22 protein-coding genes are annotated in these 22,148 nt (G+C 41.1%); all 22 read left to right on the forward strand.

Annotated elements, in window-relative coordinates:
• Positions 1-15 precede the first annotated feature (15 nt).
• A complete protein-coding gene (locus tag QQK02_RS13260) occupies positions 16-1,158 on the forward strand; it encodes a sensor histidine kinase (protein WP_284208548.1) in 1,143 nt (380 codons plus the stop codon).
• Positions 1,148-2,491: a sigma-54-dependent transcriptional regulator gene (locus QQK02_RS13265; protein WP_284208549.1), complete on the forward strand. Its 1,344-nt coding sequence runs from the start codon at positions 1,148-1,150 to the stop codon at positions 2,489-2,491. The genes QQK02_RS13260 and QQK02_RS13265 overlap by 11 nt, the downstream gene beginning before the upstream one ends.
• A 180-nt stretch (positions 2,492-2,671) precedes the next feature.
• On the forward strand, positions 2,672-3,019 hold the full coding sequence (gene fliE / locus QQK02_RS13270; RefSeq protein WP_284208550.1) for a flagellar hook-basal body complex protein FliE: 348 nt from the start codon (positions 2,672-2,674) through the stop codon (positions 3,017-3,019).
• A gap of 44 nt (positions 3,020-3,063) precedes the next feature.
• Positions 3,064-4,758 (forward strand): flagellar basal-body MS-ring/collar protein FliF, encoded by a 1,695-nt coding sequence (gene fliF / locus QQK02_RS13275; protein WP_284208658.1) that lies wholly within the window; start codon positions 3,064-3,066, stop codon positions 4,756-4,758.
• On the forward strand, positions 4,751-5,815 hold the full coding sequence (gene fliG, locus QQK02_RS13280; protein WP_284208551.1) for a flagellar motor switch protein FliG: 1,065 nt from the start codon (positions 4,751-4,753) through the stop codon (positions 5,813-5,815). The genes fliF and fliG overlap by 8 nt, the downstream gene beginning before the upstream one ends.
• A gap of 27 nt (positions 5,816-5,842) precedes the next feature.
• Positions 5,843-6,628, forward strand: coding sequence for a flagellar assembly protein FliH (gene fliH, locus QQK02_RS13285; RefSeq protein ID WP_284208552.1), 786 nt, complete (start codon positions 5,843-5,845; stop codon positions 6,626-6,628).
• Positions 6,629-6,658: 30 nt separating this feature from the next.
• The gene (gene fliI / locus QQK02_RS13290; protein ID WP_284208553.1) at positions 6,659-8,038 is read left to right on the forward strand and encodes a flagellar protein export ATPase FliI; all 1,380 of its coding nucleotides are present in this window, start codon (positions 6,659-6,661) and stop codon (positions 8,036-8,038) included.
• A gap of 15 nt (positions 8,039-8,053) precedes the next feature.
• A complete protein-coding gene (gene fliJ / locus QQK02_RS13295; protein ID WP_284208554.1) occupies positions 8,054-8,497 on the forward strand; it encodes a flagellar export protein FliJ in 444 nt (147 codons plus the stop codon).
• A gap of 88 nt (positions 8,498-8,585) precedes the next feature.
• On the forward strand, positions 8,586-10,901 hold the full coding sequence (locus QQK02_RS13300; protein WP_284208555.1) for a flagellar hook-length control protein FliK: 2,316 nt from the start codon (positions 8,586-8,588) through the stop codon (positions 10,899-10,901).
• Between the two features lie 93 nt (positions 10,902-10,994).
• On the forward strand, positions 10,995-11,531 hold the full coding sequence (fliL, locus tag QQK02_RS13305; protein ID WP_284208556.1) for a flagellar basal body-associated protein FliL: 537 nt from the start codon (positions 10,995-10,997) through the stop codon (positions 11,529-11,531).
• Positions 11,532-11,566: 35 nt separating this feature from the next.
• On the forward strand, positions 11,567-12,634 hold the full coding sequence (gene fliM, locus QQK02_RS13310; protein WP_284208557.1) for a flagellar motor switch protein FliM: 1,068 nt from the start codon (positions 11,567-11,569) through the stop codon (positions 12,632-12,634).
• 17 nt (positions 12,635-12,651) lie between these two features.
• Positions 12,652-13,047 carry a flagellar motor switch protein FliN gene (gene fliN, locus QQK02_RS13315; protein ID WP_284208558.1) on the forward strand — a complete coding sequence of 132 codons (396 nt, stop codon included), beginning with the start codon at positions 12,652-12,654 and terminating at the stop codon, positions 13,045-13,047.
• The gene (gene fliO / locus QQK02_RS13320) at positions 13,047-13,454 is read left to right on the forward strand and encodes a flagellar biosynthetic protein FliO (RefSeq protein WP_284208559.1); all 408 of its coding nucleotides are present in this window, start codon (positions 13,047-13,049) and stop codon (positions 13,452-13,454) included. Before fliN ends, fliO begins: the two co-directional genes overlap by 1 nt.
• 6 nt (positions 13,455-13,460) lie before the next feature.
• Complete coding sequence (gene fliP / locus QQK02_RS13325) at positions 13,461-14,225, forward strand: flagellar type III secretion system pore protein FliP (protein WP_284208560.1); 765 nt, start codon at positions 13,461-13,463, stop codon at positions 14,223-14,225.
• Positions 14,225-14,494, forward strand: a complete 270-nt coding sequence (gene fliQ / locus QQK02_RS13330; protein WP_284208561.1) for a flagellar biosynthesis protein FliQ — start codon at positions 14,225-14,227, stop codon at positions 14,492-14,494. The genes fliP and fliQ overlap by 1 nt, the downstream gene beginning before the upstream one ends.
• Positions 14,494-15,276, forward strand: coding sequence for a flagellar biosynthetic protein FliR (gene fliR, locus QQK02_RS13335; RefSeq protein WP_284208562.1), 783 nt, complete (start codon positions 14,494-14,496; stop codon positions 15,274-15,276). The genes fliQ and fliR overlap by 1 nt, the downstream gene beginning before the upstream one ends.
• Complete coding sequence (flhB, locus tag QQK02_RS13340) at positions 15,276-16,406, forward strand: flagellar biosynthesis protein FlhB (protein ID WP_284208563.1); 1,131 nt, start codon at positions 15,276-15,278, stop codon at positions 16,404-16,406. Before fliR ends, flhB begins: the two co-directional genes overlap by 1 nt.
• 109 nt (positions 16,407-16,515) lie before the next feature.
• Complete coding sequence (flhA, locus tag QQK02_RS13345) at positions 16,516-18,618, forward strand: flagellar biosynthesis protein FlhA (RefSeq protein WP_284208564.1); 2,103 nt, start codon at positions 16,516-16,518, stop codon at positions 18,616-18,618.
• Between the two features lie 61 nt (positions 18,619-18,679).
• Entirely contained in the window at positions 18,680-20,104 is a 1,425-nt protein-coding gene (flhF, locus tag QQK02_RS13350; protein WP_407705045.1) for a flagellar biosynthesis protein FlhF, read from the forward strand.
• 29 nt (positions 20,105-20,133) lie between these two features.
• On the forward strand, positions 20,134-20,976 hold the full coding sequence (locus QQK02_RS13355) for a MinD/ParA family protein (RefSeq protein ID WP_284208566.1): 843 nt from the start codon (positions 20,134-20,136) through the stop codon (positions 20,974-20,976).
• Between the two features lie 27 nt (positions 20,977-21,003).
• Positions 21,004-21,723: an RNA polymerase sigma factor FliA gene (locus tag QQK02_RS13360; RefSeq protein WP_284208567.1), complete on the forward strand. Its 720-nt coding sequence runs from the start codon at positions 21,004-21,006 to the stop codon at positions 21,721-21,723.
• 40 nt (positions 21,724-21,763) lie between these two features.
• Positions 21,764-22,147 (forward strand): chemotaxis response regulator CheY, encoded by a 384-nt coding sequence (gene cheY, locus QQK02_RS13365; protein WP_193023680.1) that lies wholly within the window; start codon positions 21,764-21,766, stop codon positions 22,145-22,147.
• The last annotated feature ends 1 nt before the right edge of the window (position 22,148 follow it).

Consider the following 22,148-nt stretch of genomic DNA (forward strand, 5'->3'; position numbering starts at 1 on the left):
ATGGAGAGAGCAAATATGACCATTGCAGTTCCGTCATCTATGCCAAAATCACGCGTCTCGTCACCGAATGTGTTGAACATTACGGGAGGCTTTCCTGCGCCTCAAACCAACCAGCAGTATGCGAAATTACAAGAAGAAAATGATCAGCTAAATGAACTGATTGATCGTATGCCAAACGGGATGGTTATTCTTGATGGCAATGGGGTAGTGACGAAAATAAATTTAACTGCCAAGTCATTGCTCGATGAACCTATTCTTGGTCAAGCCTGGGCGCATGTTATTAAACGCTCTTTTAATCCGCGTGCCGATGATTGGCATGAAGTTTCATTGCAAGACGGTCGACGAGTCAAATTAGAGATTTCCCCTTTAGGTAATAAGCCGGGTCAACTTATTACTATCACTGATTTAACTGAAACACGGTTATTGCAAGATAAGATTTCTCATATGCAACGCTTGTCTTCATTAGGAAAAATGGTTTCTAGCCTTGCGCATCAAATTAGAACGCCATTGTCATCTGCCATGCTTTATTGTGCAAACTTGAAAAATGGTCGACTGACTCAAGAAGCGCGCAATAAGTTTCAAGAAAAATTAATGACACGTTTACAAGACTTAGAGAGTCAAGTAAACGACATGCTGTTGTTCTCAAAAAGTGGTAGCGAGCAAGTGGTCACACCGGTTTCTGTTAATGAAACCGTCAGGCAGGCTTTAGCAACGGTTGAAGATAGCTGTCAGCAAGTGAACGCAAAAGTAAACTTACAATTATGCCAAGATGATTGTCAGATACTTGCTAACCAGCACGCACTAAGTGGCGCGATACAAAACCTAATCAATAATAGTGTCGAGATTGTTGGTAGTGACGTTGCAATCAGTATTCGTACTTATTGCAGTGACACATCAGCATTTATTTCGGTTCAAGATAACGGGCCAGGGATTTCTCCTGAATTAGCCCAAAAAGTATTTGAGCCATTTTATACCTCAAGATCTCAAGGTACCGGGTTAGGGTTAGCCGTTGTGAAATCTGTTGCCAAAGCACATCAAGGGCAAGTTCATTTGCTAAGTAAAGTGGGTGAGGGTGCACATTTTTGTATCGAAATCCCATTGGCAAGTAACCTCGCTCAAACATCAACTAACGTAGCGGAGACCTGTCATGAGTCATAAAAAAATCCTAGTCGTAGAAGATGATTTTGGTTTGCGCGAAGCACTCGTTGATACGCTGACATTAGCTGGCTTTACTTGCTTAGAAGCCGACTGTGGTGAAGCTGCATTGTTGAACTTAAAAGAAAATGAAGTTGATATGGTGATTTCTGATGTTCAGATGGGCGGTATGTCAGGCTTAAATTTACTTAAGAATATTAAACAGGCTTGGCCGGAGTTACCAGTATTGATTATGACCGCTTACGGCACAATCAATGACGCCGTTCAAGCGATGAAAGATGGTGCAAGTAACTATATGGCTAAGCCTTTTGCACCTGAAGTACTATTGAATTTAGTTAATCAATACATGCCAGCGCAATTTAGTGGTGATAATCAACCTATTGTGAGTGATGTACGTAGTATAGAGTTGCTTCAACTGGCTAAAAAAGTTGCGGCTACCGACGCATCAGTCATGGTTTTAGGGCCAAGTGGATCGGGTAAAGAAGTACTTGCACAGTATGTTCATAATCACTCTACACGAAAAGACCAACCGTTCGTTGCGATAAATTGTGCTGCGATCCCTGAGAATATGCTTGAAGCAACGTTGTTTGGTTATGAAAAAGGCGCATTTACCGGCGCTATTCAAGCCTGTCCTGGTAAGTTTGAACAAGCTCAAGGTGGCACGATTTTGCTTGATGAAATCACGGAAATGGATCTTAGCCTACAAGCAAAAATTTTACGTGTTTTACAAGAAAGAGAAGTCGAACGTCTTGGTGGTAGAAAAACAATAGCCTTAGATGTTCGCGTAATTGCAACTAGTAACCGTGATCTTAAAGAAGCAGTTAGTGAAGGGCTATTTAGAGAAGATTTATATTATCGTCTAAACGTGTTTCCTTTAACCTGGTTACCGCTTGCACAACGAAGCGACGATATTATTCCATTAGCCGAGCATTTAATTGCTCGTCATTGTCAAAAAAGCTCTCAACCGCTTGCTGCCATGAGCCAATCGGCTAAACATAAATTAGAAAGCTATGGTTGGCCCGGCAATGTGCGTGAATTAGATAATGTGATTCAGCGTGCATTAATATTACATAGTGAGCAGGTTATCGATTCGTGCGATATATTAATCGAGAATTTAGAGCCTATTTCGATTCAGTCAGCGAAAGTTGAACAGAAGAAACTTGATGACAACTTAGGTAATGAACTTAAGCAACAAGAACATCAAATTATTCTTGATACGTTGCAAGCTTGCCAAGGCAGTCGCAAAGCGGTCGCTGAAAAGCTTGGCATCAGTCCTCGAACGCTACGTTATAAAATCGCTAAAATGCGTGAAAATGGCATAGCAATCCCTGCCTAAATAACAATCACCTCAAAAAAAAGATCAGTGATAAGTTTTTTATCCTGGTCTTTTTTATGATTTTTTACTTTTATATCAATGTGTTGCTAACGTGTGGTTTTTTGTAATGCGTTGGCATTATGCTTGCTTTGTACAGCTATAGGTTTATTAAAACAAATAATTGACACAAGTGAGTTCATTATGGATATCAAAGGCAATTCTCTTTATGCTCAAATGCAAAGTATGGCCGTTGAAGCAACGGGTAATCGCTTACCTACGCAAATGAATACCGATGTTAACCAAGTTAGCCAAGTCAATAACTCAGGAAGCAACTTCGCCAACTTGTTATCAGATGCTGTTAATAAAGTTAATGAAGTGCAAAAAGAAGCAGGCGATAAGCGAACAGCGTTTGAATTAGGCGATCAAAGTGTTACGCTTGCCGAAACAATGATTGCAGCACAAAAAGCTAGCGTTGCATTTGATGCCACCGTTCAAGTTCGTAACAAGTTTGTAGAAGCCTACAAAGAAATTATGAGCATGCCGGTTTAGACTAGCGGAGAAGTAAAGTGTCTGATACGAATTCTACCACCATGATGCCAGCTGAGGCTGGCACTGATCTACTTGCTAACGATGCTGATAATAGTGTTGAAAGCGAACAAAAATCAGGTTTTTCTGCGGCGATGGGTAATGTTGATGTGTTGCGTCAAATTACCATTATTCTTGCGCTGGCTATTTGTTTAGCTATCGCCGTCTTTGTCCTTATTTGGGCAAGTGAGCCAGAGTACCGATTTTTAGCAAAACAGCCGACAGAGCAATTAATTAAAACGATGGACTTCCTTGACGCTAGCAAGGTTGAATATCGTCAAGAAAACAACACGATTTCAGTACCTGAAGACCAGTATCAAGAAGTTAAAATGATGTTGGCACGTGAAGGCTTAACGAAAGAAAAAGAAGCTGGCACTGATATTATTATGCAAGACATGGGGTTTGGCGTTAGTCAACGTCTTGAAACCGAACGATTAAAGCACTCTCGTGAACAACAACTTGCCCGCACCATTGAGGCATTACAATCAATTGCGAGCGCGAAAGTTCTACTAGCAATTCCTCGCGAAAATGTGTTTGCCCGTAAAGCTAAAAACCCTTCAGCGACGGTTGTATTAACGATGCAACGTGGGCGAATTTTATCTGAAGAAGAAGTCGACTCTGTTGTTGATATTGTCGCATCAGCCGTGCAAAGTTTAAGTCCAAATCGCGTAACTGTAACAGATCAAAATGGCCGATTACTTAATTCTGGTTCACAAGATTCTATTTCTTCTCGCTCACGTAAAGAGCTAGAAATCGAAGACAAGCGTGAACAACAATACATGGAAAAAATAGATTCGATCTTAATTCCCGTTGTTGGTTTAGGTAACTATACCGCGCAAGTTGACGTTACCATGGATTTCACCAATACCGAAGAAACTCAGCGTCGTTACAACCCTGATATGCCAGCGCTACGCAGTGAAATGCGTGTTGAAGATACATCCATAGGTGGCGCGTTAGGAGGTATTCCAGGTGCGCTAACCAATCAGCCTCCTCTTGAGTCAGATATTCCAGAGAATGCGACAGGCGGTGGTGCTAAACAAGTTATGCCAAGTCGTAAACACGAAGAATCTACAAAGAATTTTGAACTTGATGAATCAATTAGTTACACCAAGCAGCAAACCGGTGTTGTGCGTCGAGTAAGTGTTTCGGTTGCATTAGATTACCTTTCGTCAACCGCCGAAGATGGCACGCAAACGCAGAACCCTCGTAGCGTTCAGGAATTAGCAAATATTCGCCGCTTATTGCAAGGTAGTATTGGCTTTAATTTGCAACGTGGCGATATTTTAGAAGTGGTTACAATTCCGTTCTCACGTATCGAATTAGGTGAGCAGGTAGAATTACCAATTTACGAACAACCTTGGTTCATCAAAACAGTTAAATTAGTGATGGGGGGCTTAGTGATTATGACGTTAATCATTTTCGTTATTCGCCCAATGTTGAAACGATTAATGTACCCTGATCAAACACCTGATGATTACGGTGAGAAATCACTTGATTCGCATGTTGATTTAGGTGATGACACGATGGATATGCTAACAGCAGACTTTGATGAAGATGCTGTAGGATTCGCGCCTGATGGCAGTTTACAATTACCAGACTTGCATAGAGATGAAGACGTACTTAAAGCCGTTCGAGCACTTGTTGCCAATGAGCCTGAGTTATCATCGCAAGTTGTTAAAAGTTGGTTGATGGAAGATGAGTGATACACAAACACCTGAAGCTTCTCAAGAGCTTTTATCAATGTCTGGTGGCTTTGATGTAAGCAAATTAGATGGCTCTGAAAAAGCGGCTATCTTACTGTTAAGTTTGTCAGAAGAAGATGCCGCGCAGATTTTAAAGCACTTAGAGCCTAAACAGGTTCAACAAGTGGGTATGATCATGGCGGGCATGCAAGATTTTACGCAAGAAAAAATTACTGCCGTTCATAAAGTCTTTATCAACGAGATTCAAAACTTCTCTACGATTGGTTTCCAATCTGAAGAGTTCGTTAGAAAAGCATTAACTGCAGCCTTAGGTGAAGATAAAGCCGGTAACCTTATTGACCAAATCGTCATGGGTTCAGGTGCCAAAGGTCTAGATTCCCTGAAATGGATGGACTCGAAGCAGGTTGCTAACATTATTAGAAATGAGCATCCGCAAATCCAAACCATTGTACTTTCTTACCTTGAGCCAGAACAATCAGCCGAGATTTTAGGACAATTTGCAGATAAAGTTCGTCTAGACTTAATGATGCGTATCGCCAATTTAGAAGAAGTACAACCAGCAGCCCTACAAGAGTTGAATGAAATTATGGAGAAACAGTTTGCTGGTCAAGCTGGCGCACAAGCAGCCAAAATGGGCGGCTTGAAAGCTGCTGCAGACATTATGAACTACCTTGATACGAATGTTGAAGGTGTCTTGATGGATGCAATTAGAGAGCACGATGAAGAAATGAGTCAGCAAATCCAAGACTTAATGTTTGTATTTGAGAACTTAGCTGATGTTGATGATCGTGGTATTCAAGCTATTTTACGTGAAGTTCAACAAGATACGCTGATGAAAGCGATCAAAGGTTGTGACGAAGCACTTAAAGATAAAATTCTTAGCAATATGTCGAAACGTGCGGCAGAAATGCTTGCTGACGATCTGGAAGCAATGGGTCCTGTACGTATTAGTGAAGTGGAAGCTGCACAGAAAGAAATTCTTTCAATTGCCCGTCGATTATCTGACGCAGGTGAGATTATGTTAGGCGGCGCAGGTGGTGGCGACGAATTCTTATAATTCGTCGCCTAGCCTAAGAGTAAATAAATGACCAAAGTAACCCAGAAACCTTCAACGCGCCAAATACTCACCAATGAGGAAGCCACAACTTGGGGGGTTCCCAATGTGGCCGTTGAAGTTGATGAGTCAGAAAAAAATGCCCTTGGCTTGAGGAAAAATTGGCGTTATGAACCACCTGAAGATAATCAGGAAGAAGAGGTGGCGCCTTTAACAGCAGAAGATATTGAAGAAATTCGTAAAGCTGCTTATGAAGAAGGCTTTAGCCAAGGTAAAGAAGAAGGTTTTGCTAGTGGTTATGAAGAAGGAAAAGCACAAGGCCACCAAGAAGGTGTTGTCAGTGGTAACGAAGAAGGCTTAGCGCAAGGCCTTTCTCAAGGTGAAGAACAAATTAACCAACTTGCAAATAATTGGTCGTTATTAGTCGAAGAACTCAATGAGCCGATGGCTAAAGTCACAACAAATGTTGAACATCAATTGTTAGAGCTGGTTGTACAGTTAACGAAAGCGGTAACCCTACAAGAGGGTACAATCAATCCCGATATTATTTATCAAGCCATTGATAAAGGTATGAAGGCGTTACCAAGCCAAGAAAGCCAGACCCAAATATATCTTAATCCAATCGACTTGAAGCTTGTTGAAGCGCAGTTTGGTGGTGAGTTTTTGCAAGATAAAGGTTGGCGTTTATTGCCTGCTCCGCATATTGAGCAAGGCGGCTGCCAAATCGAAAATGCAACCTCTAACATTGACCTTACGTTAAAAGCACGACTTAAAGAAGTATTGGACTCCTTTTTGCAAGAAGCATTATACCAGTAGTGTTTGCTTGAAAAGAGTCAATCCCTTGTCATGCTAGATATTAGCCAATTACAACAGCGTTTAGAAAAATGCCAGGATTTCGTCCATGGTCACCAAGTTTCGGTGGCGGGCAGACTGGTTCGTGTGGTTGGTTTAACGTTAGAAGCCGTTGGTGTTAAAGCCCCCGTCGGTAGCCAATGTTTAGTTGATACGGCACAGGGAGAATTAATTGCCGAAGTCGTTGGTTTTGACGGTGAACATACCTATCTAATGCCTGAGCAATCCTTGCAAGGCGTGCTTCCCGGTGCTCGAGTACTGCCGGTTAGTCAAAAATCTCAATTACCCCTAACGATGAATTTACTTGGCCGAGTTATTGACGGTGTTGGAAATCCATTAGATGGCAAGGGGCCAATCAAAGTTGATGAACACTATAGTTATAATCAGGCACCTTTAAACCCATTATCACGCCGAGCTATTACCGAGCCGCTTGATGTTGGCGTTCGTTCAATTAATAGTTTTATTACCGTCGGCAAAGGTCAGCGCATGGGATTGTTTGCTGGCTCAGGTGTTGGTAAAAGTGTATTGCTTGGCATGATGACGCGTGGCACAACGGCAGATGTTATTGTCGTAGGGTTAGTGGGAGAGCGTGGTCGAGAAGTAAAAGAGTTTATTGAAGAGATCCTCGGTGAAGAAGGCAGAAAACGCTCTGTTGTTGTTGCAGCACCAGCCGATAACTCTCCGTTGATGCGATTAAAAGGTTGTGAAAGCGCTGTCGCAATTAGTGAGTACTTTCGAGATCAGGGACTCAATGTTTTATTACTTTTAGATTCAATTACTCGATATGCACAAGCCCAACGTGAAATTGCTCTGGCGGTTGGTGAACCACCAGCAACCAAAGGTTATCCACCTTCAGTTTTTTCGAAATTGCCTCAATTAGTGGAACGTGCAGGTAATGGTGGTGAAGGGCAGGGGTCTATAACGGCTTTCTATACGGTGTTAACAGAAGGTGATGATTTGCAAGATCCTATCGCTGATGCCTCACGAGCTATTCTTGATGGGCACATTGTCTTATCTAGAGAGTTAGCAGACGCAGGTCATTATCCTGCTGTCGATATCGAAGGTTCAATATCACGGGTAATGCCAATGGTTACCAGTGAAGAACATCAGCAACTCGCGCGCACACTTAAGCAAAATTACTCGCTGTATCAACAAAATAAAGATTTAATTTCGATTGGCGCATACAGTGTAGGGAGCGATCCTCGAATTGACCAGGCGATTCAGTTACAGCCAGTCATCAATTTCTTTTTACAGCAGCAAATAAAAGAAGTGATTCCTTACGATCAAAGCTTAGGGCAATTGCAAGAGATTATCGCAGCAGCACAAGCGCATGCTCAACAAGGGCAGCCTCAACCTAACCAGCAACAAGGTTAGTAACTGGAAAAGCCAATGTCGATTAAACAACTCAATACACTATACAAGTTTGAAAAAGATAGAGAGCAACAAGCGGCTAATCAACTTCAACTGGCTGAAGCTGATTACCAACAAAACATTGTTCGTTTACAAAGCGTTAGTGACTACCGACTTGAATACATGAAACGTTTAAGTGAGCGTTCTGAAGTTGGTATTGATTCAGCAACATATAGCCATTTCCACGCCTTTGTTTCAAAACTCGATTATGCATCTGAACAAGTCAAAATAGCCTTAGAGCAGGCTAAAGCCTTAGTGCAACAGCGCAAGCAACAATGGCTTGCACAACAACAAAAAGTTCAAGCAGTTGAACTTCTCAGAGAAAAGCTACTAATCAAACAACAACAAAAAGCACAAAAACTAGAACAAAAAATGTTTGATGAAATCGCTACGCAGCAGTTTGTTAGACGAAAGTTACGCTGATTATACGTAGTTGGTATTTCTTTTGCTTAATCTATAAATAACCGCGTGCAATGTCGTGATGCGGCAAGCAAATATAGAGACAATTTGAATGAGTCAAACGATCAATATTTCTTTAGAACTACCCGTTTTACCTGAGGTTTCAGGCGGTATAGCTATGGAAGGCGATACGTTAAGTCATCAGCATGAAGCGTTTACAAAAGAGTTCGAACGGCAAGTGATCGCCCATGAACAGGCAAATAAGCATTCCCCAAATAAGAATCACGGCAATAAAAATGAGGCCGACAACGAAGTAGAGCAAGCCCAGTCATCGAAGCTGGAGACAACTGATAGCGACAAAACAAACTCGTCAAATGATGACGTAATTCAAAAAACTCATGATAACGATAAAGAACATCAAGTAGCGCGCGAAGCAAAAACTGAAAACGCTCAAATGTTTAGTTCGACCAAAGATGAACAACGGATCTCGGCAGAAGACGAAATTGATACGCGTAACGGTGGTGACAAAAAATTATTCGCTAACAGTTCTAATGAGCTAACGACTGGAACTGAACTGAAGATTAACGTTGATAAAAATCAATTTACTACATCTGATGATATAGTTGTGCCTGAAAAGCTTTTACGATTGCTTGATAGTTCCCAAAGCTTTATTCAAGATAAGTTGGCTCCAGAATCAAGACCAGTTAAAGCATTGCAAGTGCCTGTAACAACTAGTTCAGAAACTATTTTACACAAGCAAGTGAGTAGTCAATCATTGGCTACGAATGAAGCGATTGATAAACAAGCCAATCAACCAGTTGACGCTCAAAAGCGAAACCAAACTGAGTTATCGTTAGATTCTTCAATGACCCCGAAAGAAATCAAAAACAGTGAGTCATTATCTTCACAAATAAAGCAAGCGCTAGGTAATCAAGAGTCGGCACGAGCCAACGCCTCTCAACGTATTGCTCAAACAAATCCCCAAGTTAATGATAATAGGGTTGTTGCGGACGTGAGGACTAAAACAGACGAGGTGATTCAAGAGACTTTAGATGTTGATAACCTTATTGATAGTAATCAAGAGTCGGCACGAGCCAACGCCTCTCAACGTATTGCTCAAACAAATCTCCAAGTTAATGATAATAGGGTTGTTGCGGACGTGACGACTAAAACAGACGAGGTGATTCAAGAGACTTTAGATGTTGATAACCTTATTGATAGTAAACCTGTTAATAAAAATGTCGTTAAAGAGTTAGTGACACCACAAACTAAACCAATGGGTAATGACCTGCTATCTGCTACTCAACCTGCCAATAATAAGCCGCAAACAACTGTGTTACCTAATACCAACAACAATCAACGTTCTGCCAGCGCAATACCGTTGGCGCAGCTAAAAAATGACAATGAGTTGACGCCTGCACAAGAAAAAATATTAAAAGAAACGATTGCTGCAGCGCCTGAACTCGTAAAAAACGTCAAACAATCAGAACGAAGCGCGCCTAATCAGCAACAACCAAAGGTTGCGGAAATTAAGCCTGCATCTGTCAATACGCCGTTAGGTAAAGAAGCTGAGGCAGTTGCTATCGATGAACCGATTCAAGAAACTGATTTACCTTTAGATAAAGTGTCTAAACTAAATGCTTCACTATCGCCATTTAAAACAGCTGATGTCCGTCAGGTAAATGTTGCTACCACTAAAATTGTTAATGAATCGACACAAGCCAACAATGACCTTCAAATTGACGACATCAAGCAAATTGATGCTGAGGTAGCGGATGAAATTACATTGCAATCAAATAAAGAGCTTAATCAAGTTAGTCAATCGATTAGTGAGACGTTAGCTAAAGCAAAAGCTGATACAACAACGCGTAGTGATGGTGAAACGCGTTCAGTCAATTCAATGACTAGCAGAATAGTTACCGAGTCAAATGAAAGCAAAGTGATTGAATCTCAAACGTTGAGCCAACAGCAAACCAAGCACGTTGAAAAAGTTGCGACTGAGATTATTAATGTTAATCACAAGAACTTTGCTCAACAAATGAAAGAAAAAGTCATGGTGATGGTCAGCCAGAAGTTACAATCGGTTGACATTCAACTTGATCCACCAGAATTAGGAAATGTCCATGTAAGAGTAAACTTGCAAGGCGAACAAGCCATGGTCAATTTTATGGTTCAGCAGCCTCAAGCAAAAGATGCCCTTGAACAGCACATGAATAAATTACGTGAAATGCTTGAAGAGTCTGGTATTGATTTAGGTGATACTGACGTGCAGCAACAATTCGCACAACATGATGAATCGCTAGATGAAGATGGCGAGTTTTCTAGTGCGTCAGGTGCTGACGATAACATCTCAGAAGAGAGTTTAGGGCAAGTAGATGATAGACAAGTGGTTAATGTGCAATCAGTTGGTATCGATTACTTCGCTTAAACCGATAAATCTAGGCTTGGTATCTTGGCTTAAAGAACGCTTAACGCTATAGTGGGCAAAAGAAGTAATACAATATTTTTTTGAGAGTAAACAATGGCTGATGAAGAAAAAGAACTCGAATTAGAAGACGGCGGTAAAAAGAAGAAATTAATCATAATAATTGCCGTTGTTGTGCTTTTAGCTGTAGCTGGCGGTGGTGCATTTTTCTTTATGAGTGGTGATGAAGAAGAACCAACACAAGCTGAAATTGATACAGCGTTAGCAAGCGGTGAACCTACCGAAGCAGCAGAAACTCCAACAGGGGCAGCGGGCTCGGCACTCTATGTGCCTATGCCAAGACCGTTTAGGTTCAATGTGCCAGGCGCTTCTCGTGACCGTTATGTAGAAATTCGCGCGCAGTTACTTGTTCGCGGCGCAGAAAATGAAGAAGAAGCTAAAAAACATGTACCGTTAATCGAAAGTACATTGTTAGGTGTTTTCTCTATGGCTAACGCTGACGATTTAGCAACAAGTGCAGGTAAAGCATCGTTGAAACAGCTTTCTTTATCTGAGGTACAGAAGGTAATGGTTGAAGTTTCAGGTGGCAAAGTTGTTGAACAAGTACTATTTACTGGTTTTGTAATGCAATAACTACCGAAAGGTAGTATTAAATAAGAGACAAATACGTGAGTGATTTATTATCGCAAGACGAAATTGACGCGCTACTCCATGGCGTTGATGAGGTCGAAGAAGAAGAGATAGTCGAGGACGTCGAACATACCGAGGGTATGTCCGATTATGACTTTTCGTCTCAAGATCGCATCGTTCGTGGCCGAATGCCAACACTGGAAATGGTAAACGAACGTTTCGCGCGTCATATGCGTATCAGCTTATTTAATATGATGAGACGTACAGCTGAAGTATCGATTAACGGTATTCAGATGATTAAGTTTGGTGAGTACGTACATACCCTATTTGTTCCTACTAGCTTAAATATGGTGCGATTTAGACCGTTAAAAGGTACGGCTTTGATCACCATGGAAGCCCGTTTGGTTTTCATTCTTGTTGATAACTTTTTTGGCGGCGACGGTCGTTACCATGCGAAAATTGAAGGTCGTGAATTTACGCCAACTGAACGTCGTATCATTCAGATGTTGCTTAAATTGATTTTCGAAGATTACAAAGAAGCCTGGTCACCAGTGATGGACGTTTCTTTTGAATATTTAGATTCAGAAGTTAACCCGTCAATGGCAAATATCGTGAGCCCAACAGAAGTTGTTGTTATAAGCTCATTCCATATCGAACTCGATGGTGGTGGTGGTGATTTCCACGTGGCTTTACCATATTCAATGTTAGAGCCTATTCGAGAATTGTTAGACGCAGGTGTTCAATCTGATAAAGAAGATACCGATATGCGTTGGTCTAAGGCACTGCGTGATGAAATCATGGATGTGCCAGTAGAACTTACCACTAAATTTATTGAAGTTGATATTCCGTTATCACAAGTGAAGCAATTAAAAGCTGGCGATATCATTCCAATTGAAATGCCAGATCACATTACCGTGCTAATTGAAGATTTGCCGACCTACCGAGCGCAGTTAGGGAAGAGTCGCGATAATTTAGCATTGAAAATTCAAGAAAAAATTAAACGTCCTGAGTCAGTTAAGTCTGAGCTAACTATCCTAACCAAAGGTGGTAAACGCTTAGACAGTGACGCTGAGCTCCATATGTTAGAAGACGATTTAGAGTATTAATATAAGAGGTTAGTGACATGAGCACTGAAAATGAAGACGGGTTAGATATGTGGGCTGACGCAATGGATGAACAAGCCGCCGCAGAAGCAGAAAGCGTAGAACTTGAAGAGCTTGAAGAAGATGCATCAGCTAGCCCATTAGGCGCTGAAGAGCAACGTCGCTTAGATACTATTTTAGATATCCCGGTAACGATTTCGATGGAAGTCGGCCGCAGCCAAATCAGTATTCGTAACTTATTGCAGCTTAACCAAGGCTCGGTTGTCGAGTTAGATCGTGTTGCAGGTGAAGCGCTAGACGTACTTGTCAATGGTACATTGATTGCCCATGGTGAAGTGGTTGTTGTTAACGATAAGTTTGGTATTCGCTTAACTGACGTTATCAGCCAAGTAGAACGCATTAAAAAGCTTAAGTAATGAAGTTTTTCACCGCAGCGTTAATATACCTCGCAAGCATGACCACAGCACTAGCCGAACAAACACAAGTCGGCAAAAATGTCGCTGGCAACATGGATTCTTTTTCTATGTTGCTTTCTTTGTTTATGGTGTTAGGTTTAATTATCGTCTGTGCATTAGTGCTGAAGAAGTTTCAACATAATCAACAGCATATCTCAGGTATGAAGGTGGTCTCTACACTACATTTAACGACAAAAGAAAAATTAGTGGTGGTAGAGATTGCAGGAAAACAAATGTTGTTAGGGGTTACCGCACACCAAATAACGAAGTTAGACGCATTAGATGAACCTTTAGAGCTCAATCAAGGAGCATCAACATCACTAACTAATTCTTGGGCTCAAATTAAAAAGAATGTATTAAAACAATAAACGCTTATGAAAATACACGCTAAAGTTCTCCTGTCATTGATCCTATTCTTTGCTTTTGTCGGCTCTGCTTTAGCGCAACAAGATTTATCTTTGCCTGCGTTTACGTTATCCACTAATCCAGATGGCTCGCAAGAATACTCTGTTACTTTACAAATATTAATCTTCATGACGGCGCTGAGTTTTATTCCAGCGGCGATCATTATGATGACCTCATTTACGCGTATCGTGGTTATCATGGCAATATTACGACAAGCTTTTGGTTTACAGCAAACGCCGTCAAATCAGGTTATTCTTGGTTTAACCCTATTCTTGACGCTATTTATCATGACACCGGTTTACAACCAGGTGAATGAAATTGCCATTCAGCCCTACTTAAATGATCAACTAACGTCGGTAGAAGCGATTGATAAAGGTAAAGAGCCATTGCGTGCCTTTATGTTAGCTCAAACGCGTTTGAAAGATTTAAACACACTTGCGTCGATGGCAGGCATTGAAGATATAGGTGAACCTGAAACCCTGCCAATGACAGTGATTATTCCTTCATTTATTATAAGTGAGCTGAAAACAGCTTTCCAAATCGGCTTTATTCTGTTTATTCCTTTCTTGATTATCGACCTCGTGGTAGCCAGTATCTTGATGGCTATGGGTATGATGATGTTATCGCCAATGATCGTATCTTTACCGTTTAAATTAATGCTGTTCGTGTTAGTTGATGGTTGGAATTTAGTGATCGGTACAATCGCAACAAGTTATGGATTGGGAGCAACCTGATGAGCCCAGAAGTCTTTGTTGATATTCTTCGAGATGCCTTATTTCTCGTCATTATTTTAGTTAGCGCGGTTATTGTACCGAGCTTGCTTGTTGGTTTAATGGTCGCAGTTTTCCAGGCCGCAACGTCAATTAATGAACAAACGCTAAGTTTTTTACCTCGTCTAATTGTCACCTTGTTAGCACTGATCGTTGGTGGCCATTGGCTTGTGCAAAAACTGATGGACTACACCTTTAGGCTCATTGCAAGTATCCCTTCTGTGGTGAGCTAATGGAATATACAGAGTCAGTTATTAATCAATACCTGGCCGATTTTTTACTGCCCTTGATCCGCATTTCAGCCTTAGTGATGGCGATGATCGGTTTAGGCGCACAAACAACACCAACCCGAGTAAAACTCTTTCTGTCATTAGCAGTAACGGTATGTGTTATGCCTGCTATTCCACCTGCTAGTGTAGATAACCTCTTTAGCTTGGCGACAACCTTACTCGTTGCAGAGCAAATTATCATCGGTGTCATGCTTGGTTTTATGACGGTGATGGTAGTCAATACGTTTACATTGGCTGGCCAAATTATCGCGATGCAAACGGGTTTAGGCTTTGCTTCATTAGTTGATCCAGCGTCAGGAACCAGTGTGCCTGCTGTTGGTCAGTTTTTCCTGATTTTAACTACCTTATTGTTTTGGGCGCTTGACGGTCACTTGGCATTTCTGCAGTTTGTTGTTGCTAGTTTTGACACTATACCGATTCCTTCAGGGGATTTTGAAGTCGTCAAATTTAGAGAAATTGTCGAGTGGGGCGGTTGGATGTTTGCCACAGCAATGTCGCTAGCCTTGGCGCCATTAACTGCCATGCTACTGATTAACTTTTCTTTTGGTATTATGACTCGAGCGGCGCCGCAACTTAATATCTTTGCTATTGGCTTTCCGATAACGATGACCGCAGGGTTAATTATCATGTGGTTAACGATGGGGAATTTCTTAGTACACTTCGAATTACAATGGCAACGCGCTATTGATTTTAGTTGTTACCTCATTGACTGTGGAGCACCATAATGGCTGAAAGTGATAGCGGCGAACGCACAGAAGAACCGACACCCAAAAAGCTGGCTGATGCTCGTAAAAAAGGTCAAATTGCTCGCTCTAAAGATTTAGGCACGATGTTCGTGTTGTTAGGTAGTGCATCGGCGATGTTATTGGTTGGCGAGCAGCTCGTGACTTCTTTAAAGTCAATTATGAGTCGTTTGTTTTCTCTAACCCGTGAAGAAGCGCTGGATGTAAATGCAATTTTTGATTTAGTCTCAGACGCCGTCTATAGCATCATGACACCTATGTTATGGATTTTCTTTATCATCATTATTGCCGCTTTTATTGGTAATACGATATTAGGTGGTATGAGTTTTTCTTGGGAAGCAGCGGGGCCAAAACTTAATAAAATGTCACCTATCGCAGGCTTTAAGCGAATGTTTGGCCTGCAAGCGCTTGTCGAGTTTATCAAGTCGTTGCTTAAGTTCTTAGTGGTTGTTGTCGTGGCCTATTTTCTATTAACCGGGCTTTTTGAGGAAATACTACACCTTAGTTTAGAAATTAGTCCTGGTAACTTTGGCCATGCAGTTAATATGCTGTTATGGATGTTCATCGCATTATCGATGTCTTTGATAATTATTGCGGCAATTGATGCTCCCTATCAAAAGTGGAATCATACGCGTCAATTGAAAATGACAAAACAAGAAGTCAAAGATGAAATGAAAAATGCCGATGGTAACCCAGAAATAAAAGGGCGTATTCGTCGTCTTCAATATGAAATGTCTCAACGACGACAAATGGCTGAAGTTCCTAATGCTGATGTTGTTATTACAAACCCAACCCATTACTCAGTCGCCGTAAAATACGATCAAAACGGTATCTCTGCACCGTCAGTCATTGCCAAAGGTATTGATGAAATGGCCATACATATACGTACGATTGCAAAAGAAAACGGTGTTGAAGTGCTTCAGTCACCAGCCCTAGCGAGAAGTTTGTATTACACCACTGAAGTCGATGATGAAATTCCTGAACAGCTTTTTGCCGCGGTAGCTCAGGTACTTGCCTTTGTTTTTCAATTAAACCTTTTCCGTGAAGGCAAAAGTAAAAAGCCAATTCCTGTCGCGAAAGATCTGCCAATTCCTGATGAGTTTAAATATTAATTTACTTGCCGTTTAGGTTAATTAAACATCAAGTAAATTACTTGCCTTGATAACTGGTCTAGATATTGCTATTTGACAATTAAGAGTCAAAAAAATATCACAGTTGTACATGCAATTACTCGCTCAATTTAACAGATTTGATAAACAAAAATTGTCCTTTATCTCGGGGCTAGGCACGCCTTTACTTATTATTGCTGCGCTAGGTATGGTTATTTTACCTATGCCGGCTGCGCTGCTAGATATCCTATTCTCATTTAATATTGCCTTAGCGCTGATTGTTTTACTGATTACAGTTTATACGCTAAAACCGCTTGAGTTTGGCTCATTCCCTTCAGTGCTATTGATTGCAACCATATTGCGTTTAGCACTTAACGTAGCAAGTACACGTGTTGTTCTCTTAGAAGGTCACCAAGGGCCTGATGCCGCAGGTAAAGTTATTGAAGCCTTTGGCTCAGTGGTTATTGGTGGTAATTATGCCGTAGGTTTAGTTGTATTTCTTATTCTCATTATTATTAACTTTGTCGTTGTCACCAAAGGTGCAGGACGCATCTCAGAAGTTACAGCACGGTTTACATTAGACGCAATGCCGGGTAAACAGATGGCAATTGATGCTGATCTAAACGCTGGATTTATCACAGCAGACCAAGCGAGGGAGCGCCGTAATGAAGTAACTTCAGAAGCCGACTTTTATGGTTCAATGGATGGTGCCAGTAAGTTCGTAAAAGGTGATGCGGTTGCAGGTATTTTGATCCTATTTATCAATATTATCGGTGGTTTGGTAATCGGTATGGTTCAACATGACTTAGAGTTTTCTCAAGCTGTTGAAATATATACGCTATTAACTATTGGTGACGGATTAGTGGCGCAAATTCCTGGCTTGTTACTTTCTGTTGCTACGGCAATTGTTGTTACGCGTCAAAATACCTCTCAAGATATGGGCGAGCAAATGAGCTCGCAACTAGGTCAAGAGCGCAGCTTATATATTGCAGCAGCCGTCATGTTTGTTATGGGTGTTGTGCCAGGTATGCCACACTTTGCCTTCTTGTTATTTGCAGCCATGATTGCAGCGACAGCCTTTTTTAGTAGTAAATATAAAGCGGCTAAGATAGCTAAAGACGAAGAAGATAAAACAAAATTACAAACAGACGAAGCGCAAAAAGCTGATGAAGTAAAAGAACTCGGCTGGGATGACGTTAATCATGTGGACGTTATTGGGCTAGAAATTGGCTATCGATTAATTCCTTTGGTTGATAAAAACCAAGGTGGTGAGTTGTTAAATCGCATTAAAGGGGTGCGCAAAAAGCTATCTCAAGAATTTGGCTTCTTAGTACCTGCGGTGCATATTCGTGACAATTTAGATTTAGACCCTAATAGTTATCAAATCACCTTAATGGGCGTTAATGTTGGTGAAGCAGAAATACGTCATGATCACGAGCTAGCGATTAATCCGGGTCAAGTTTTTGGCAAATTGGAAGGCATTGAAACAAAAGACCCTGCGTTTGGCTTAGATGCCGTTTGGATCAAACAAGATCAACGTGAACATGCCCAGTCACTTGGCTACACCGTTGTTGATGCTACAACAGTATTAGCAACACACTTAAGTCAAATTCTAACCAATAATGCGGCTCAGCTACTTGGCCATGAAGAAGTTCAAAACCTATTGGACATGTTAGCGAAGAGCTACCCTAAATTGGTCGAGGGGCTAGTACCAGATATCCTGCCGCTAGGCACCATTGTTAAAGTGCTACAAAATTTAATGAACGAAGGTGTTGCTGTTCGAGATATGCGCTCAATTGCGCAGACTCTTGTAGAGTATGGCGTGAAGAGCCAAGACCCTGATGTACTAACAGCTGCCGCACGTATTTTATTACGCAAGTTCATCGTCCAGGATATGGTTGGTGCAAATAACGAAATACCTGTCATAACATTGTCGCCTGAATTGGAACAGATGTTGCATCAGTCAATGCAAATGGCTGGCGATGATGGCGCAGGCATTGAACCAGGTCTTGCAGAAAGAATGCAAAAGTCGCTGACAGAAGGCGCGCATCAGCAAGAATTGGCGGGAGATACTCCAATTTTACTAACATCAGGCATCTTAAGAACCGTGTTAGCTAAATTTGTGAAGTACACGATACCAGGTCTTCGTGTTATCTCTTATCAAGAGGTTCCAGATGATAAACAAATAAAAATTGTTAGCGCCATCGGACAATAGCAGCACTGATTAAGGTTGTAAGGGGTTAACCGTGAAAATTAAACGTTTTGTCGCAAGAGACATGAAAACAGCATTAGCTGAAATCAAAGAAGTACTAGGTGCTGATGCCGTCATCATGTCAAACAAGAAAATCCCTGAAGGAATTGAGATTATGGCGGCTGTCGATTACAACCAGCAGCCTTCTCACAATGAACCTGACGTTGTACCTTCTCAAGAGTCTTCATCTTCACGGGAAATACAAGACGATGTTGTGTCAATTGGTGCCGCACCTACTTCAGCAACTAACCAACCTAAAGTAAAAGTTGAACCTACAATGCCTAAAGTGCCAGATAGCTTAGCGGCATTATTAAATCGCGATGTTCAACAAGGGCCTAAAGAGCCAACCATTGCGACAAACTTGGCGGCTGAAACAATCGAGCAACAATTCAAAGAATTCACTGAACGCTTAACTAATAAACAAGCTCAGAGTGATGTAACGCAAGAACGCCCATCAGAGGAGCTAGATAAAACGTCTGAAAATGCGTTCAATAGCCAAATACAGTCGAGTGCATCGACTGAAGAGTTTGATCGAATGAAGCAAGAAATGGCATCTATTCGTCAACTTTTAGAGCATCAAGTTGCAGGTTTACTTTGGCAAGACCGTGTACAAAAAGATCCTAATCGTGCCGTGTTGGTTAACAAACTTAGTTCGATGGGTATCGATGAACAATTGGCTGAGCAAATTGCCGGATTTATCCCAAGCCAACTAAACGAGCAAGAAGCTTGGCAACAAGTTAAGCACTTATTAGTCAATCAATTACAAACGACAAATAATGAAATTATTCGTCATGGTGGTGTTATATCTTTAGTTGGACCAACGGGTGTTGGTAAAACAACGACGATTGCAAAAATTGCCGCCCGTTTTGCACAGATACATGGTGCTGATTCTGTTGCCTTGATTTCAACAGATACCTATAGAATTGCAGGTTATGAGCAACTTACTACCTATGGCAAAATTATTGGTTGCCCGGTAAAGTTAGCGCAAGATGCAAACGAATTAGATAACTTGTTAGCGCAATTCTCAACCAAGAAGTTAGTGCTAATAGATACTGCAGGCATGGGACAACGAGACATGCGTTTAAATGAACATTTAAAAACGCTCGTCGCTAATACGCGAATTAGAATTAAAAATTACCTTGTGTTAGCAGCAAATACGCAAGCAAATGTTATGACAGAAAATGTTCAGCGTTTTCAAAGCATCCCATTAGCAGGTTGTATCTATACGAAATTAGATGAGAGCTTAAGCGCGGGCGAATTAATCTCAACATCTATCCAAAATAACTTGCCTGTTGGCTATTTAACCGACGGTCAGCGTGTACCAGAAGATATTAAGGTTGCAAATGCTGAAAAGTTAGTTACGCTTGCTGATAAAATGTTTACAAAACAACGTAAACAAGCGCCAATAAATTGGACTCATCAATCGATGGCTTCTCATGCCATGATGTAGATAAAACAATAAGTAGTAAGAATTAAAAGATGTTAGATCAAGCGAGTGGCTTACGAAAAATGCAACAACCCAATAAAGTTAAGGTCATTGCTGTCTCAGGTGGTAAAGGCGGTGTAGGTAAAACGAACGTTTCGTTAAATACCGCTATTTCTATGGCTCAAATGGGTAAAAAAGTACTCGTACTTGATGCCGATTTAGGTTTGGCCAATGTTGACGTGATGCTAGGTCTTCGCGTTAAAAAGAACCTTTCCCATGTGATGTCTGGCGAATGTGAATTAGACGATATAATTCTCGAAGGTCCAGCAGGCATAAAAATTATCCCAGCAACGTCTGGTACGCAAGGTATGGTTGATTTGACACCATCTGAGCATGCTGGTCTTATTCGCGCTTTCAGTGATATGGAAACCGACTTTGACGTACTAATTGTCGATACCGCAGCAGGTATCTCTGACATGGTACTAAGCTTTGCGCGCGCTGCTCAAGATGTGATGCTTGTCGTTTGTGATGAACCAACGTCAATTACTGACTGTTATGCTTTAATGAAGCTACTAAGTCGTGATCATGGGGTATTCAAATTCAAAGTTGTTGCCAATATGGTGCGCAGTCCTAAGGAAGGTCAGCAATTATTTGCTAAACTTACCAAAGTAAGTGACAGGTTCTTAGATGTGGCATTAGAGTTAGTTGGTGTTGTACCTTTTGATGAAAATATTCGAAAATCAGTGAGAAAGCAACAAGCGATTGTTGAAGCATTTCCTGATTCTCCTGCGTCAAAAGGTTTTAAGCGTATTGCACAAAACGCATTGGCGTGGCCAATACCGCATCAGCCTTCAGGGCACCTAGAGTTTTTTATAGAACAGTTACTAGAAAAATAGTAACACCAACTGATGAGCGAACATTAAGTGGTAAAAACGCAAGCTTATATCGACCAACAAGACAAAACTGCACTCATAGAGCAGCAAACAGTTTTGGTGAAAAGAATTGCGTATCATTTACTCGCTCGATTACCTGCCAGTGTTCAAGTAGATGATTTGATTCAAGCAGGTATGATTGGACTTCTTGAAGCATCCAATAACTTCGACGCTAGCAAAGGTGCGAGTTTTGAAACTTTTGCCGGTATTCGTATTCGTGGTGCAATGCTCGATGAAATTCGTCGTGGAGATTGGACACCACGCTCTGTTCACAGAAATTCCCGTTTAATCAGTGATGCCATCAAATCATTAGAGGCTCAATATGGTCGTGATGTAACTGATAGTGAAGTTGCTGATAAACTAAATATCTCATTAAATGAATATCATGATATGCTTAATGAGGTAAGCTCTGGTAAAATAATAGGTATTGAAGACCTAGGTGTTAACGAAGATGCTATCTCTTTCTCTACAGAGGCTGTTATTGACAGTCCACATGACGAAATAGAACATAGCGCCTTTAAAAAAGCACTTGCTGGTTGTATAACTTCTCTACCAGAGCGTGAATCCTTAGTGTTATCATTGTATTATGATGAAGAATTGAATTTACGTGAAATTGGCCAAGTTCTGGACGTGAGTGAATCTCGTGTTAGCCAAATTCATAGCCAAGCAATGCATCGCCTAAAAGGTAGAATGCAATCATGGCAAAATTAAGTATTAGATTTAGTAGAAATAGACTCTTTCGGAGGGTGCCTTGGATAAAAATATGAAAGTACTTGTTGTTGATGATTTCTCAACAATGAGACGTATAGTGAAAAATTTATTACGTGATTTAGGCTTTACCAATATTCAAGAAGCTGACGATGGTTCAACAGCACTGCCAATGCTACAAGGTGGTGACTTTGATTTCGTTGTAACTGATTGGAACATGCCAGGTATGCAAGGTATCGATTTGCTAAGAGCAATTCGAGCGGATGAAAAACTTGCACACATACCTGTATTAATGGTTACAGCAGAAGCGAAGAAAGAACAAATCGTTATGGCTGCTCAAGCAGGTGTAAATGGTTATATTGTCAAACCGTTTACAGCCGCTACGCTGAAAACAAAGCTTGATAAAATATTTGAGCGCTTAGCTTAAT

Origin of the sequence: Thalassotalea eurytherma, assembly GCF_030161415.1 — a bacterium.
In the GTDB taxonomy this organism is placed as follows: Bacteria; Pseudomonadota; Gammaproteobacteria; order Enterobacterales; family Alteromonadaceae; genus Thalassotalea_G; species Thalassotalea_G eurytherma.

What these genes read in the sequence shown, in the direction of transcription:
- QQK02_RS13260 (WP_284208548.1), top strand. Translation starts at nt 16, where the DNA reads ATGACCATTGCAGTTCCGTCATCTATGCCAAAATCACGCGTCTCGTCA.
- QQK02_RS13265 (WP_284208549.1), top strand. Translation starts at nt 1,148, where the DNA reads ATGAGTCATAAAAAAATCCTAGTCGTAGAAGATGATTTTGGTTTGCGC.
- fliE (WP_284208550.1), top strand. Translation starts at nt 2,672, where the DNA reads ATGGATATCAAAGGCAATTCTCTTTATGCTCAAATGCAAAGTATGGCC.
- fliF (WP_284208658.1), top strand. Translation starts at nt 3,064, where the DNA reads ATGCCAGCTGAGGCTGGCACTGATCTACTTGCTAACGATGCTGATAAT.
- fliG (WP_284208551.1), top strand. Translation starts at nt 4,751, where the DNA reads ATGAGTGATACACAAACACCTGAAGCTTCTCAAGAGCTTTTATCAATG.
- fliH (WP_284208552.1), top strand. Translation starts at nt 5,843, where the DNA reads ATGACCAAAGTAACCCAGAAACCTTCAACGCGCCAAATACTCACCAAT.
- fliI (WP_284208553.1), top strand. Translation starts at nt 6,659, where the DNA reads ATGCTAGATATTAGCCAATTACAACAGCGTTTAGAAAAATGCCAGGAT.
- fliJ (WP_284208554.1), top strand. Translation starts at nt 8,054, where the DNA reads ATGTCGATTAAACAACTCAATACACTATACAAGTTTGAAAAAGATAGA.
- QQK02_RS13300 (WP_284208555.1), top strand. Translation starts at nt 8,586, where the DNA reads ATGAGTCAAACGATCAATATTTCTTTAGAACTACCCGTTTTACCTGAG.
- fliL (WP_284208556.1), top strand. Translation starts at nt 10,995, where the DNA reads ATGGCTGATGAAGAAAAAGAACTCGAATTAGAAGACGGCGGTAAAAAG.
- fliN (WP_284208558.1), top strand. Translation starts at nt 12,652, where the DNA reads ATGAGCACTGAAAATGAAGACGGGTTAGATATGTGGGCTGACGCAATG.
- fliO (WP_284208559.1), top strand. Translation starts at nt 13,047, where the DNA reads ATGAAGTTTTTCACCGCAGCGTTAATATACCTCGCAAGCATGACCACA.
- fliP (WP_284208560.1), top strand. Translation starts at nt 13,461, where the DNA reads ATGAAAATACACGCTAAAGTTCTCCTGTCATTGATCCTATTCTTTGCT.
- fliQ (WP_284208561.1), top strand. Translation starts at nt 14,225, where the DNA reads ATGAGCCCAGAAGTCTTTGTTGATATTCTTCGAGATGCCTTATTTCTC.
- fliR (WP_284208562.1), top strand. Translation starts at nt 14,494, where the DNA reads ATGGAATATACAGAGTCAGTTATTAATCAATACCTGGCCGATTTTTTA.
- flhB (WP_284208563.1), top strand. Translation starts at nt 15,276, where the DNA reads ATGGCTGAAAGTGATAGCGGCGAACGCACAGAAGAACCGACACCCAAA.
- flhA (WP_284208564.1), top strand. Translation starts at nt 16,516, where the DNA reads ATGCAATTACTCGCTCAATTTAACAGATTTGATAAACAAAAATTGTCC.
- flhF (WP_407705045.1), top strand. Translation starts at nt 18,680, where the DNA reads ATGAAAACAGCATTAGCTGAAATCAAAGAAGTACTAGGTGCTGATGCC.
- QQK02_RS13355 (WP_284208566.1), top strand. Translation starts at nt 20,134, where the DNA reads ATGTTAGATCAAGCGAGTGGCTTACGAAAAATGCAACAACCCAATAAA.